Origin of the sequence: Nocardia carnea NBRC 14403, from assembly GCF_000308515.1 — a bacterium.
Taxonomy (GTDB): Bacteria; Actinomycetota; Actinomycetes; order Mycobacteriales; family Mycobacteriaceae; genus Nocardia; species Nocardia carnea.
On sequence record NZ_BAFV01000022.1, the window covers coordinates 63,625 to 77,375 of the forward strand.

Sequence of the window (13,751 nt, forward strand, 5' to 3'; positions counted from 1 at the left end):
AGAGGATGATCATCATCAACGCCGAGAACTCCGCTTTTTCCGCGGATCCTGCTTTTGTCCTGTCCCGGCCGCAACGTACGGTGACCGCGTCGGCCGGGGGTCGTATCTTCCACAGCGCCGCCGAGGCCGCCGCTCAGTTGCGGGCCCGGCGCGTGAGCCATATCGTCGGCGCGCTGCCGTTCACCCCCGGCGCCCCGGCCGCGTTGTGGGCGCCGGAAACGATCGCGGTGACCGACGGTCCCCGTAACCCGCGGGCGGTCACCGCACCCGATATCGCGATCACCGACAACCTGCCCGAACCCGAGGAACACGTCCGCCGGGTGGGTGCTGCCGTCCGGCTGCTGGCCGATCCCGCGCATGCGCTGCGGAAAGTGGTGCTGGCCAGAAAGCTCCGCGCCCGCGCCGATCGTGCGGTGCGTGCCGCCGACCTGCTCGACCTGCTGGTCTCCACCGACCCCGCCGGTAACGGCTACCTGGTCGACCTGTCCGCCGCCGGCGGCGTCTACACCGGCCGGCACCTGGTGGGCTCCAGCCCGGAGATCCTGGTGCGCCGGCTCGGACCCGAGGTCACCAGTCATCCACTGGCAGGGTCCGCACGCCGGATACCGGAGGATCCGGTGGCCGATCGGATCGCGGCCGAATCCCTGCTCGGCTCCGCCAAGGACCGCCATGAACACGGCTATGTGGTCGACCACGTCGCCGGTATCCTGCGCGACCGGTGCACCGATGTACGAACTCCCGCGACCCCCGACCTCGCCGAAACCCCGGCCATGTGGCATCTGGGCACCACGATCGGCGCGACGGTGCCGGCCACCGGGCCGACCGCGCTGGAGCTGGCCGATGCCCTGCATCCCACCCCTGCGATCTGCGGTACACCGACTGCCGCCGCGGCGCGGTTGATCGCCGAGCTCGAGGGGGACCGCGGTTTCTACGCCGGCGCGGTGGGCTGGTGCGATGCCGACGGCAACGGGGAATGGATGGTGAGCATCCGCTGCGCGGAACTGGCCGCGGACAACCGGACCCTACTGGCCTACGCGGGCGGGGGAATCGTCGCCGAATCCGATCCCGAGGACGAACTGGCCGAAACCACCGGGAAACTCCAGCGCGTCCTCGGACCGCTCGGGGTCGGCGGGAAGGCTGCCGCCGTGTCCTGACCCGAAAACGCTCACTGCTACTGCGCCCGGCTCCGCAGCCCACCAGAAGGTTGCGGGCCACAAGAAATGATGAGGAGTTCTGGCCATGCCCATGCAGCCGATCGCACCCTATGCGATGCCGCCGTTGGACGAGGAGATCGCGAACCAGGTGTCCTGGGGGATCGAACCCGACAGATGCGCCCTGCTGATCCACGATATGCAGAACTACTTCCTCACCGCGTATCAGCTCGATCGGGACCCCGCCCGGACCATGATCGACAATATTTCCCGCTTACGCGATAGATGTCATGAGCTGGGCATTCCGGTCATCTACAGTATGCAGCCCGGTGACCAGCACCCCGACCGGCGCGGACTGCTCGCCGATTTCTGGGGGACCGGGATGTCGGACGGTCCCGATACCGAGGTCATCGCGGAGCTGAAACCCGATGAGAACGATATCCAGGTCACCAAATGGCGCTATTCGGCATTCCAGCGCACCGACCTGCGCCAGCTGCTGGGCTACCGCAATCGCGATCAGCTGATCGTCACCGGTGTGTACGCGCATATGGGTTGCATGCTCAGTGCCGCGGAGGCGTTCATGAACGATATCCGCGCGTTCATGGTGCACGACGCCGTCGCGGACTTCAGCCGCGACGAGCACAGGATCGCGCTGCGATACACCGCGCGGCGCTGCGGCATGGTGCTGAACACCGACGGTGTGCTGGCGCAGCTCGGGGCTCCGGTGCCCGCCGGAGCCTGAGCGGCCGGCCCGGCTCGTGCTCGAATGACGAGCCGGCCGTCACTTCATTCGGTCAGTTCACCCGACCTGCGCCAGGAATCGCGTTCGGCCGCGAAAGCCGTGGCCTGGCGTGCTCGGAAAGCATCGATGGATCCGGCGTTCTCGGTCAGGAACCGGCGGTGATCGGCCAGCCGGAACTCGCCGTCGCGGGCGCGTAGTTCGCCGCGGCCGGCCGCGAAGTCCGCGCGTAGGTCCAGTAGCTCTTCCGCACTGACCGGGTACCAGCGGATACGGTCGAAAAACCGGAGCAGCCAGGGGTTTTCACGGTTCGTGTGGCGGCTCCACACCTGGGTGGTGCGGCCGACGAACTGATAGCCACCCGGGCCTTCCATACCGTAGATGCACAGGTACGCGCCGCCGATCCCCACCGCGTTCTCCGGAGTCCAGGTGCGGGCGGGGTTGTATTTGGTGGTGATCAGGCGGTGTCGCGGATCGGTCGGGGTGGCCAGCGGGGCGCCGAGGTAGACATCGCCGAGGCCGAGGACGAGGTATTCGGCCGCGAAAACGGTGTCGAATACTTCGGCTACGGTCTCCAGCCCGTTCATGCGGCGAATGAACTCTATATTCCACGGGCACCACGGGGCGTCGGCGCGCACGCCGTGCATATACCGGGTGATGGCTTCGCGCGTGGCCGGATCGTCCCAGGACAGCGGCAGTTCCACGGTGCGACTCGGCACCACCAGATCGTCGGCGGCCGGTAGTTCTGTCTCCACTTCGGCCAGCATGTCCAGCGCGGCCGCGGTGGATACGGCGGTGGGGTCGAGACGGATCTGCAGCGATCGCACACCGGGCGTCAGTTCGGTGATTCCCCGTCCGGCATCCGGACGCAGCCGTTCGTGCAGCGCGTGCACCCGGGCGCGCAGCGCGAGATCCAGGGTCATCGTGCCGTATTCGACGAGAATGCCGTCGTCACCGGCGCGGCGATAGGTGACGGGGATGCCGTCGGTTGTTTCGGCATACCGCAGGACACCGTCGTCGCCGTCGCCTCCGGCGGACAATACGGCCGACCAGGCCGCCCGGCGGCCCGGGCCGAGGATGCGCGGAGAGGCGGCCCGGTCGGCCCGGACGGGTACGAAACGTACCGAATCGCCGGGGCACAACTGCCCGAGTTTCCACCGGTCGGCGGCGGTCACGGTGACCGGGCAGACGAATCCGCCGAGACTCGGCCCGTCCGGACCCAGCAGGATCGGGGTATCGCCGGTGAAATCGAGGGCGCCGACGCTGTAGGCGGTGTCGTGGATATTCGACGGATGCAGCCCGGCCTCGCCGCCGTCGGGCCGGGCCCAGCGGGGTTTGGGCCCGACGAGCCGGACGCCGGTGCGGTCGGAGTTGAAATGCACTTCGTAGGCGGTGTCGTACAGGGTGTCGATATCGGCGCGGGTGAAGAATTCCGGCGCGCCGTGCGGCCCCTCGGTGACAGCCAGCTGCCAGTTCCGGGTCAGCGCCGGTTGCTCACCGTCCGGCACCGGGCCCGCCGGGGCGTGCACGGCCGGGCCGAGCGCCAGGACATCTCCGGCCGCGAGGGCGCGACCGGCCACCCCGCCGAACCCGCCGAGGGTGAAGGTGGCCGCGCTACCCAGATACTCCGGTACCGCCACACCCCCGGAAACGAGGACGTAGCAGCGCATCCCGGGCCCCTGCGTCATCCCGATATCGAGAACTCCGCCCGCCGGGACCAGCACCGGCCGCCACAGCGGCACCCGGCGACCCGCCACGGTCACCTCGACCGGTGCCCCGGTCACACAGACCCATGCCGGTGCAGCGAAACGCAGCGCCGGCCCGGCCATCGTGCATTCCAGCCCCGCTGTGCCCTCCTCGTTGTCCAGCGCGCGATTGCCCAGCCGGAACGACAGATCGTCCATCGGCCCCGACGGCGGAACACCCACATGCCAGTAGCCGGTCCGGCCGGGCCAGTCCTGCACGGTGGTGAGCATTCCCGGTCGTTCCACCACCACCTGCAATATCCGCACCGGGTCTGTGGCCGGTGCGAGTGCCGCCGCCGCGGTCATCGCGACACCACCATTCGCACCGGCGTCGGATCGAAGCCGTTGCACGGATTGTTGATCTGCGGGCAGTTCGACACCAGTACCAGGGTGTCCGTCTCGGCCCGCAACGAGACCGTTTTACCGGGCGCGGACAGACCGTCGACGATGCCGAGGGTTCCATCGGATTCCACCGGTACGTTCATGAACCAGTTGATATTCGACACCAGATCTCGTTTGCCCATACCCCATTTCGCGGCCTCGGCGAGGAAGTTCTCCACGCAGGCGTGCTGGTGGCGGGTGTGGTGGCCGTAGCGCAACGTATTCGATTCCTGGGAACAGGCCCCGGCTATGGTGTCGTGATTGCCGACCTCGTCGGCGATCACCGTCATCAACGCGGTTCCCGCATCGGTGCGCAGCACACTGCCCGTGGTGAGGAAGATATTGCGCTGGGCGGTGACCGTGGCCTGCGCGCTGTATCGGTCGGTGTGATCGGCCGCGGAGTACAGCAGGCAGTCCACGGCCTGGTTACCGTGCAGGTCGACGATATCGAGGCGGTCACCCGCCCGTACGATCGCCGACCACGGCGCGCACGCCGGTACGGTTTCGTCGAGGACAACGGTCGAGGTGGTGTTGCTCATATCCACTCCTGTCGGGTCCGGGCGGCCGACCAGGCCGTTTCGGTGTTCTGTACGGCCCGCAGATATTCCGGGTCGTTGTTGACGGTGGCGGTGTCGAGGGAGCCGCCGGGCCAGGCCACCAGATCGAGTTCGGTGACCGGGGTGTCGTCGAGCGGGTGCGGGGTATCGACCACGAGCACGGTCACCGGCAGGTGGATCAGCATTTCGACATGGGCACCCGGCCCGGCGGTTCCGTTCGCGACGAGGCCCCCTTCGCCGCCGACCCGCACACCACGGAACAGCGACAGCGTCGGGCCGATATCGCGGGGTTCGAGACCGTATTTGGCCCCGGCGCGTTCCAGCAGCAGCCGGCCCGTACGCGTGGTGCCGCACAGTGCGTCGTGGTGACCGGAGGTATCGGTGACGACGGTGGCCAGCACCCGGCCCTGGTCCGACAGCAAGGGGTGACCGGCGCCGAGATAGGCCTGCCACGGAACCTTTACGGTGTCGGCGATATTGAGTCGTTCCCAGGGAGCTTCCGCGCGCAGCAGGAACAGGTGCGCGCACGCCGAACCGTGCGGATCGGACAGCCGCAGCCTGGTGCCGCGCCCGAGCACCGCACCGGTGTACCCGCCGGGTGGCAGCCGGGCGGTCCAGGTGGTGTCGGCCGGGCGGATTCCGGCGGGTAGGCCGGGGGTGGGCAGGGTGGCCGAGCCCTGGGCCCGGGCATGCGCGCGGGCGCCGGTGGTCGAGGCGGTGGTAGGTGCCTGCGGGGGAGGTGTCATCGTCTCTCCTTGCTCGTGTGAGCGGGCGTGGTCTGTCAGCCGGGCTGGTTGACGGGTTCCGGTGTGGACACTGGGGCCGGTGGTAGGACCGAGGCAGGCGCTGTGCCGGTCGCAGTGCGGGCGCGTAGTCGTCCGGCGGCGAGGGTCGCCAGGAACGCGACGAGTGACGCCAGGAATCCGAGGAACGTCGGCCACCCGTCGAAACCCGGGCCGATCAGCGAATTCTCCAGATACAACACCGTATTGGGCACCCCGTACATCGTGGGAGTGAGAACGAACAGCAGCAGGCGCACACCGAGCCCGGCGACCATCGCGGCGACCGCCGCCGCGGTCGTGACCCGCCGGGTCAGGTGGGCGGCCACGAACGGGACGATCAGCCCGGCCAGCATCAGATCGAAGGCGAGGGTGAGCAGGATGCCGGTCTGCGGGATCTGGACCGCGAAGAAGATCGCCACCGCCGCAACCGGAATCATGGTGATGCGGACATCGCGCAGCAGGGTGTCGCGGCCGCCGGTATCGGTACGTTCGGTGCGTCCGGCGATATTGCGGGTCGCCACGGCCGCGGTGCCGAGGATGGCGCCGTTGGCAGTGGAACACGAGGCGGCGACGACGGCCGAGAGCACCAGGATCGCCAGTCCGGCCGGTGCGTGTTCGTCCAACAGGGCCAGCAGGCGCGGGCCGCCGTCCGCGTCGACGATATCGGTGGTGGCCAGCGCGACCAGCGCGTACGGAATACCCACCACGGCGGTACCTGCGGCACCGGCGAAGCACGCGCGGCGCGCGATCTCGGGGGAGCGCGCCGAGAAGATGCGCTGCATGAAATCGATGGCGACGATATCGCCGATTCCGAGCGCTATCAGCGTGGCCCAATTGATGGCCGCGCCCTCGGACGTGTTGCTCAACTGCCCCAGATCGAACGGGCCCATCCCGTCGGGGATATCGATTCCGTAGGTGGAGCCGACCCAGATCAGCAGCGCCAGCGAGCCGATCACCGTGATCACCATCTGGGCCAGCGCCGTGTAGGCGTCGCTGAACATTCCACCGGTGACGGTGTAGGTGAGCACGATGGCCACGATGAGCAGCACGCCTGCGGTGTAGGGGACGCCCAGGAAGCGTTCGAACAGGTAGCCGCCCGCCACCAGATTGCCGGCCAGCAGAATGCAGAAACTGAAGATCATCAGGATCGAGGCGGCCAGCTCGACCCCGCGGCCGTACTCGATCCTGTAGAAATCGGGCAGCGTGAGCAGCTTCATCCGGTTCATCGGCTTCGCGAAGAAGATTCCGGTGAGCAGCAGGCACAGGCCGAGTCCGAGCGGGAGCGAGGCGCCCGCCCAGAAACCCACCGACCCGGCGAGATCGGTATTTCCCAGCGTGGCATTGGAATCCACTGCCTGCCCCATCAGGCCCGCCGCCACCAGCGGTAGCCCCAGGGATCGCCCGGCCACGAGGAAGTTGACGCTGTCGCCGTCCACCTTGCGGGAAACCAGCAGGCCGATGCCGATTACCGCGAGCACGCTGACCGCGATTCCGAGAATGATCATGGCCGGTGGCCCTTCATCCGACACGAATATCTATCGCCCGAAAGTTTTCCCGCGCGGCGAGACGGCGTGGTGACGGCGATGTATCCGTATCGGTTGCGTTCGTAACGTCTGCGTTGCCGATATTTCTGTCGAATGACAGAAATTCGGCATCAAGGAAACCGCGCCGGTGAACGGGCGCCGGAATTCGGCGATCGGGACAACTGCGGGCCGTCGAGGCCCGAAGGGAGCGGCCCCGATCGCGATGCCCGAGCGGTTGCACCGGATGTCGGGACGGGTGATAGTCGTGGCGTGGTCACGCACACGGGGGTGGCCCCGATGTGCCGTACCGGTGAGCCGACAATGGGTCCATGACCCAACCCGGGCCGGGCCGGCCGCGTCTCGAACCCCGCCGCCGCCAGGGGCATACGCCGCGTGCCGAAATCCTCGACGCCGCGGCCGAACTGTTCACCACCCACGGCTACGGCAACACCTCCACCCGGGCGATCGCCGAAGCGGTGGGTATCCGGCAGGCTTCCCTCTATCACCATTTCGCGGCCAAGGACGATATCCTCGACGCCCTCCTCGGCGAGACCATCGCCGCGCCGGCCGAACTCGCGGAACGACTGGGCGGCAGCGCCGAGCCCGCGGCAGTCCGGCTGTACGCCCTGGCCCGCTTCGATATCGGCCAGTTGTGCGCCGCCCGCTGGAATATCGGGGCGTTGTACCTCCTGCCCGAACTGCGGGCGGAGAGGTTCGCGCAGTTCCGGGCGCGTCGCGATCGTCTGCGGGAGAGTTACGAAATGCTGGCGGAGCGGGTCGTCGCCGAAACCGGGGCGGGCGCGATCGCCGAGGCGACGGCCATACCGTTCCGGTTGGTGGAGACCGTGATCAATATCCGCTCCGACCGAGGTGTGCTTCCGGACGGCGCCCAGCGGGCGATCGCCGGCGCCGCGCTCAGAGTCCTCGGCTGGACCGGCGATCCCGCCGCGGTCGGAGCGGCGGCCGACGCCCTCCTGGACGCTGCGCATGTGTGACCGGCCGGTCAGTGCGGGCGCGCGAGCCGGGTTTCGAGTGCGCTGACGACGAGGCGGTTACTGCTGTCCCGGAGCCGGGCCGATACCACGCTGCCGGGCACCTCTCATCAGGGGTGAACTAGAACGTGTTGTAATTCTCGTGTGGGTTGCCCACGAGAGGAGTCGATACCGTGCTGGCGTTCTTCAACCGAGAGGGTGAGCATTACCTGCCCACCCGGGTAGCCATATCCAGCTGGAGCCCGACCCAGGTCAGCGGGCCGGCCATCTGCGGGCTGCTCGCCCGGGAACTGGAAACACGCGCGCCGGGCGCGGAGTTCGTCCCGGCCCGGCTCACCGTCGACCTGTTCAGTGCGGTATCCGACGAGCCCACGACCGTGCGCAGCACGGTGGTCCGGGAGGGCAAACGTATCTGTGTGGCCGATGCCGAACTGGTCCAGCGTGACGAGGTGCGCTCCCGCGCCACCGTGGTCTACCTGCGGACGGGCGAGGTACCGGCCGGCGAACTGTGGCAACCCGGCCGCGAGCTGCCGGTGCCCGGCGTCCCGGACGAATCCGAGGCGGGCGCGCATCCGCTGCTGAAGAGTGGCGAGCAGGAATGGACGCGCAATTTCGGCGCCAACCAGAACGCCGACCGCAAGGCGATCTGGCAGAACATGCTGCCGGTGGTCGCCGGTGATCCGGTGACCCCGTTTCAGCGAGTGGCGATGGCCGGTGACGCGGCGAGTTTCATGAGCAACTGGGGCAGCGCCGGTATCGGATACATCAATTCCGATGTGACCCTGACGCTGGCCCGGCTGCCCATCGGGCCCGGGATCGGGGTGCTGGCGCAGGATCACGTGGCCGCCGCGGGCATATCGGTGGGTACGGTGAGCCTCTACGATCGCAGCGGCCCGTTGGGCACGGCGGTGGTCACCGCGGTATCCAATGCGCGGCGGCAGGTCGATATGACGCAGTTCTGACGCGGCTAACCGCGCGGCTCGGTATACGAGGGACGGGGCCAGGGCCGGGCTTCCTGCACTTCGAGATCGGTATTGAATCGCTCGAGGTAGGCGGCGAAGGTCTGCAGGTCTTCTTCGCTCCAGCCACGTAACACCCGGTCCAGGGCATTGACGTTGTAGTCGCGGTCGGCCCGGAGGCGGCGTTCGCCTTCGTCGGTGATCCGGAACTTACGGGCAACCCCGCCGGCCGGGTCGGGAATTCGCTCGGCCAGACCGGCCTTCATGATGGCCGCCGTCTGCCGGTGCACGGTGGAGGTGTCCAGGCCGAATGCCTCGCTCAGTTCCCCGATGGACATCGGGCCCTCGATCCACAGCCGGCTCAGCACCAGGTAGGCGCTGCGTTCCAGATGGTCGGGACGGCGTAGGTGCGCGTTGAGGCTGTGCCGCCCCAGCAGCATGGTTTCGAATTCGATCAGGCGGGTCGGCTTGTCCATGGCGGGTGTCCTGCTCGTGTGCTCATGCCGTGGTGGCCCGGCGGGCGCCCCGTCGATCGTCATACCACGCCGCCGGGGTTGGTTTGTATCCTACACACTCGTTGCATTATGCATACGCGCACCTGCCGACCCGGCCTCACCACGCGGTCACCCGGCCGTTGTGGCGCGCCGGCGGGCTCGCCGTTCCACGAAGAACCGGGCAGCCTCGGCGACGGCATCCAGTACCGGCTCCGGTTTCCAGCCGAGCTCGCGTCCGGCCTTACCGTGGTCCATCCGCGACATCACATGCATCAGGTGCACCGAGGTCACCGTGAGGCGGCTGTCGCGCCTGCGCACCCGGGCCGCCGCATCGGCGATACCCGCGGCCACATACAGGGCCGGCAGCGGAATCGCCAGGCGCGGCGGCTGCCGGCCCACCGCACGTGCGGCGCCGGTGAGTAGTTCTGCGCTGGTGAGAAAGCGATCGGAAACGATATATCGTTCGCCGGTTCTGCCGTATTCGCTCGCGAGCCGCAGGGCACGGGCGGCATCGGCCACCCCCACCGACTCCGAACCGGTCCCGGCGAACCGGAACGGTAGTTTGCCGAGCGCGGCGGCGGCCACGAAGGAACCGTGCGGAGTGGGCTGCCAATCGCCCGGCCCGTAGGTGTTGGCCACACACATCGCGACCGCCGGCAGGCCACGCTCGGTCGCATAGCGCAACACCAGACCCTCGGCCTCGACCCGTGAGCGAACGTAGGGCCCGCCCAGGTGGGCCCAGTTGAACGGCACGGTCTCGTCGACGACCGCGCCCGGGCGCCGGCCGATGGTGGCGGCCGAACTGGTGAACACGAAACGGCGCAGGCCGGCGCCGAGGGCCGCGTCGAGGACGTGGCGCAACCCGGCGATATTGGTGCGGAACAGCGGTTCGGGATCGCGTAACCAGGCCCGGGTGTCCACCGCGCAGTGGTAGACCACATTGCAGCCGTGCATCGCGGTCCGGAGGGCATCGTCGTCGAACAGATCGCCGTAGTGGATATCGAGGGGCAGGCCGGCGATCGGCCGGAGGTCGCTGGTGGGCCGGACCAGAACGCGGACCGGGGCGCCGGTCGCGGCCAGTTGGCGGGTTACCTCCGAACCGAGGAATCCGCTCGCGCCGATGACCAGTTTCACGGGTTCCGTCATCCTGGCAGGCCTCCTCTGCTCTCGTATGTATCCACCGCTGTGTTCAGAGTCTCGCAAGGCCGGTGGTTCGCCGTGTACGGAACCGGAGATCGGAACGGAAACTTATTCGGACACTTGTCCGTACAGTGTGCGAGAGGTTCGCTCGTCGTCTGCCGGGCGCGTGCCGGCGGACGGCACGAATCGGTCCCAGAACGTGTTCGGTGCGCCGTACGTGCACCGGGGCGGTACGGTTTTTCCCGGTACATCCGTTCGGCGGCGCGGTTGCGGGCGCCGGCGGGGACCGAAAAACGGCTGGTCCCCGTCGTGCGTGCGGCCGCAATGCGGAGCGCACAGTGCGATCTGAAAGGACTGGTCCATGGTGATCGACACCGGAAAGGACCCCGCGACGCCCGAGGGCGGATTGCCGGGCTCCCCGGAAAAAAGACCCGCTTTGCGGCGGCGCGGGGTGGACTGGCTTATCTTCGGCATCACGTCCGTCGGCGCGATGGCCTTCGTACTGTGGGGGATCTTCGACCAGAACAGTCTCGCGCGGGTGGCTTCCAACGCGCAGTCCTGGGTGATTACCAACACGGGGTGGCTCTTCGTTCTCGTCGCCACCTCGTTCGTCGTCTACGTGATCTGGCTCGCTCTCAGCCGCTACGGCAAGATTCCGCTCGGCGCCGACGATGAAACACCCGAATTCCGGACGGTTTCCTGGATCGCGATGATGTTCAGCGCCGGTATGGGTATCGGCCTGATGTTCTGGGGCGTCGCCGAACCGCTGACCCATTTCACCTCCCCGCCGCCGGGCACCGCGGAACCGGGCAGCCCGCAGGCGAGCGAGGTCGCCTTGGCGACCACCCTGTTCCATTGGACCTTGCACCCGTGGGCGATCTATGCGGTCGCCGGGCTCGCCATTGCCTACGCCACCTTCCGCCGGGGCCGTTCGCAGCTGATCTCCGCAGTGTTCCGGCCGCTGCTCGGCCGGCACTCGGACGGCCTGGGCGGTAAGGCCATCGACATGATGGCGATTTTCGCGACCCTGTTCGGTTCGGCCGCCTCGCTCGGGCTCGGTGCTCTGCAGATCGGCGCGGGACTCGAATTCAACGGCTATGTCGACGCCATTTCGAAATTGGGTCTGGTGCTGGTGATCACCGGGCTCACCGCGGCCTTCATCCTGTCCGCGGTCTCCGGTATCGCGCGCGGTATCCAGTGGCTGTCGAATATCAACATGGTGCTGGCGTTGGTGCTGGCGGTGTTCGTCTTCATCGCCGGGCCCACGCTGTTCATGCTGAACTTCCTGCCCACCGCCATCGGCGACTACATCGCCGATCTGCCGACCATGGCCTCGCGGACCGGTATCGCCGGTGGTGAGGAGATGGAGGCGTGGCTGTCCAGCTGGACCATCTTCTACTGGGCGTGGTGGGTCTCCTGGACGCCCTTCGTCGGTATGTTCATCGCCCGGATCAGCCGCGGTCGCACCATCCGCCAGTTCGTGGCCGGGGTGCTGCTGGTGCCCAGCCTGGTGAGCCTGGTGTGGTTCGCCGTCTTCGGTGGCGCCGCGATCCGGCAGCAGACCGATACCGGCAACCTGGACGAGGCGGACGGCAGTGTGAATCCCGATTTCGCCCTCTTCCATCTGCTCGACGAGTATCCGATCACCGCGATCACCACGGTGCTGGTGATGATCCTGGTGGGCATCTTCTTCGTCTCCGGTGCGGATGCGGCATCGATCGTGATGGGCACGCTGTCCGAACGCGGCAGTATCGAACCCTCACGGCTGACGGTCATCTTCTGGGGTACGGCCACCGGCGCGGTGGCCGCGATCATGCTGGTGATCGCCGATTCGGACGATTTAGGTGGCGCGCTGACCGGGTTGCAGGCCATCACGACCGTGGTCGCCCTGCCGTTCATGCTCGTGATGGTGATGATGTGTATCTCGCTGTATCGCGATGTGCGCACCGATCCGATCATCGTGCGGGCGAACCTGGGTGTGGAACTCGTGGAGGGCGCGGTCGCGCAGGGGGTGGTCAAGCACGAAGGCGAATTCGAGCTGGTCACCTCGCCGATCGAAACGGCCGACGACGAACAGACCACCCGCGACTAGCGCTGCGGGCTGCTCCGCCGAGCCCCGGTCCGCGTCCGCCGCGGGCCGGGGTTCAGCGTCGATGCCCCCGGAAGTCCAGGCAGGCTCGCCCGGTGGGGATCGGGTGCGGCAGTCGTGGCGAGCTGTTCTGGGTGGCCTCGATGTAGATGCTGAGACCGGTGCTGAGCTTGCCGGCCAGGGCCTCGAGCTGATCGGGCGAAAGGGACTCGCCGAAGGCGGCCGCGGCGAGGAGTCGTTCCCGTACCTGTTCGAGGTTGAGCCGGGCGAACGGGATGGGGGCGAGTTCGGGCATGCCGGCTACCGTACCCGAGTTCGAACATACTTTCGATAGCCGGTTTCGTAGTGTTGCCCCCACAGAGGTGAGTACCCCGGCCCGGGTGACGCCACGGGGGTCGCCGCTCAGCCGATGACGGCGTTCATGATGGTGCCCGCGCTGGTGGCGACCACCCCGCCGATCATGGCTCCGGCCACCATCTTCGGTGATTCCATCGATCCGCCCGACCACTTCTCCCAGGCGAACTTGCCGCCCGCGTAGATGATCGCGGTGATCCCGGCCAGCAAGACGAACCAGGTCAGGTACTGGACCATTTGCGTGATCTTGTCGGCCAGCGGGGGTGCTTCGGGTGTGGGGTTTCCGATTTGCGCCAGCAGCGTATCGGTGACGGCGGCCAGTATCATCTCGCAGCTCACTCTGTGTTCGGGGTGGGCGGGAACGCACACGCATCGTAACCGCTCGCCGGGGGTGATCGCAGTAATCCCGGCTCCCGGTAGGGATTCGGGGGTACCAGCGGTTATAGCGCGAAAGACGCTGAGCGGCAAGAAGTTGCGCCGGGCCCGGCATCATCTGGATGATGGAGGCGGGGCCGCAGTGCCCCGAACTCTAGGCGAGGGAGCAGACGGTGAGCATCATCGCGGCGTCGATTGTCGACGCAGTATCGGTATACGCACAGGTCAGCGACCCCACTCCGGAGGCGCCACCGCTGGCGGACAAGATCATGCAGTTCGTGCAGTACGCGACGTGGCTGGCCATCCTGTCCGGCACGGTGAGCATCGTCTTCGCCGGCGGTAAATTCGCCTGGGAGAAATGGTCGGGCGGATCGCTGCAATCTCCGAAGATGGTGGCCGGAGCCATGATCGGCGGGGTGGTCGCCACCAGTGCCGGCACCATTATGAATACGGTGCTCACCATCTGAGAA

At 67.6% G+C, this 13,751-nt stretch carries 14 protein-coding genes; 6 read left to right on the forward strand and 8 right to left on the reverse strand.

Annotation, left to right across the window (positions count from 1 at the left end; translation table 11 throughout):
- Nucleotides 1-5 precede the first annotated feature (5 nt).
- Together ON22_RS07840 and ON22_RS07845 are read left to right on the forward strand one after the other, a co-directional pair.
- A complete protein-coding gene (locus ON22_RS07840; RefSeq protein ID WP_033244903.1) occupies nucleotides 6-1,154 on the forward strand; it encodes an isochorismate synthase in 1,149 nt (382 codons plus the stop codon).
- An 85-nt stretch (nucleotides 1,155-1,239) separates the two neighbouring features.
- Nucleotides 1,240-1,893: an isochorismatase family protein gene (locus tag ON22_RS07845; RefSeq protein ID WP_033244904.1), complete on the forward strand. Its 654-nt coding sequence runs from the start codon at nucleotides 1,240-1,242 to the stop codon at nucleotides 1,891-1,893.
- A gap of 44 nt (nucleotides 1,894-1,937) precedes the next feature.
- Here the strand turns inward: ON22_RS07845 and ON22_RS07850 are convergent, their stop codons facing one another.
- The 4 genes from ON22_RS07850 to ON22_RS07865 are packed head-to-tail and all read right to left on the reverse strand — an operon-like array spanning nucleotide 1,938 to nucleotide 6,860.
- The gene (locus tag ON22_RS07850; RefSeq protein WP_051157291.1) at nucleotides 1,938-3,941 is read right to left on the reverse strand and encodes a 5-oxoprolinase/urea amidolyase family protein; all 2,004 of its coding nucleotides are present in this window, start codon (nucleotides 3,939-3,941) and stop codon (nucleotides 1,938-1,940) included.
- Nucleotides 3,938-4,555: an urea amidolyase associated protein UAAP2 gene (locus tag ON22_RS07855; protein WP_033245346.1), complete on the reverse strand. Its 618-nt coding sequence runs from the start codon at nucleotides 4,553-4,555 to the stop codon at nucleotides 3,938-3,940. Before ON22_RS07855 ends, ON22_RS07850 begins: the two co-directional genes overlap by 4 nt.
- On the reverse strand, nucleotides 4,552-5,319 hold the full coding sequence (locus tag ON22_RS07860) for a DUF1989 domain-containing protein (protein WP_033244905.1): 768 nt from the start codon (nucleotides 5,317-5,319) through the stop codon (nucleotides 4,552-4,554). Before ON22_RS07860 ends, ON22_RS07855 begins: the two co-directional genes overlap by 4 nt.
- A 35-nt stretch (nucleotides 5,320-5,354) precedes the next feature.
- Nucleotides 5,355-6,860, reverse strand: a complete 1,506-nt coding sequence (locus ON22_RS07865) for a high affinity choline transporter 1 (RefSeq protein ID WP_033244906.1) — start codon at nucleotides 6,858-6,860, stop codon at nucleotides 5,355-5,357.
- A gap of 347 nt (nucleotides 6,861-7,207) precedes the next feature.
- Between ON22_RS07865 and ON22_RS07870 the strand changes: the two genes are divergently transcribed.
- Together ON22_RS07870 and ON22_RS07875 are read left to right on the forward strand one after the other, a co-directional pair.
- The gene (locus ON22_RS07870) at nucleotides 7,208-7,873 is read left to right on the forward strand and encodes a TetR/AcrR family transcriptional regulator (RefSeq protein WP_033244907.1); all 666 of its coding nucleotides are present in this window, start codon (nucleotides 7,208-7,210) and stop codon (nucleotides 7,871-7,873) included.
- Between the two features lie 146 nt (nucleotides 7,874-8,019).
- Nucleotides 8,020-8,832 carry an acyl-CoA thioesterase domain-containing protein gene (locus ON22_RS07875; RefSeq protein ID WP_231508627.1) on the forward strand — a complete coding sequence of 271 codons (813 nt, stop codon included), beginning with the start codon at nucleotides 8,020-8,022 and terminating at the stop codon, nucleotides 8,830-8,832.
- Between the two features lie 5 nt (nucleotides 8,833-8,837).
- Here the strand turns inward: ON22_RS07875 and ON22_RS07880 are convergent, their stop codons facing one another.
- Both ON22_RS07880 and ON22_RS07885 read right to left on the reverse strand, forming a co-directional pair.
- Complete coding sequence (locus ON22_RS07880; RefSeq protein ID WP_033244909.1) at nucleotides 8,838-9,305, reverse strand: MarR family winged helix-turn-helix transcriptional regulator; 468 nt, start codon at nucleotides 9,303-9,305, stop codon at nucleotides 8,838-8,840.
- Between the two features lie 147 nt (nucleotides 9,306-9,452).
- Nucleotides 9,453-10,469, reverse strand: coding sequence for an NAD-dependent epimerase/dehydratase family protein (locus ON22_RS07885; protein ID WP_033244910.1), 1,017 nt, complete (start codon nucleotides 10,467-10,469; stop codon nucleotides 9,453-9,455).
- 355 nt (nucleotides 10,470-10,824) lie between these two features.
- Between ON22_RS07885 and ON22_RS07890 the strand changes: the two genes are divergently transcribed.
- Nucleotides 10,825-12,555, forward strand: a complete 1,731-nt coding sequence (locus tag ON22_RS07890; protein ID WP_081595408.1) for a BCCT family transporter — start codon at nucleotides 10,825-10,827, stop codon at nucleotides 12,553-12,555.
- Nucleotides 12,556-12,607: 52 nt separating this feature from the next.
- Here ON22_RS07890 and ON22_RS07895 read toward each other — a convergent pair whose 3' ends face one another.
- Nucleotides 12,608-12,847 (reverse strand): DUF6374 family protein, encoded by a 240-nt coding sequence (locus ON22_RS07895; RefSeq protein WP_033244912.1) that lies wholly within the window; start codon nucleotides 12,845-12,847, stop codon nucleotides 12,608-12,610.
- A 107-nt stretch (nucleotides 12,848-12,954) separates the two neighbouring features.
- Nucleotides 12,955-13,233 (reverse strand): hypothetical protein, encoded by a 279-nt coding sequence (locus ON22_RS07900; RefSeq protein WP_033244913.1) that lies wholly within the window; start codon nucleotides 13,231-13,233, stop codon nucleotides 12,955-12,957.
- 221 nt (nucleotides 13,234-13,454) lie between these two features.
- Between ON22_RS07900 and ON22_RS07905 the strand changes: the two genes are divergently transcribed.
- Complete coding sequence (locus ON22_RS07905) at nucleotides 13,455-13,748, forward strand: hypothetical protein (RefSeq protein WP_033244914.1); 294 nt, start codon at nucleotides 13,455-13,457, stop codon at nucleotides 13,746-13,748.
- Nucleotides 13,749-13,751: the final 3 nt, after the last annotated feature.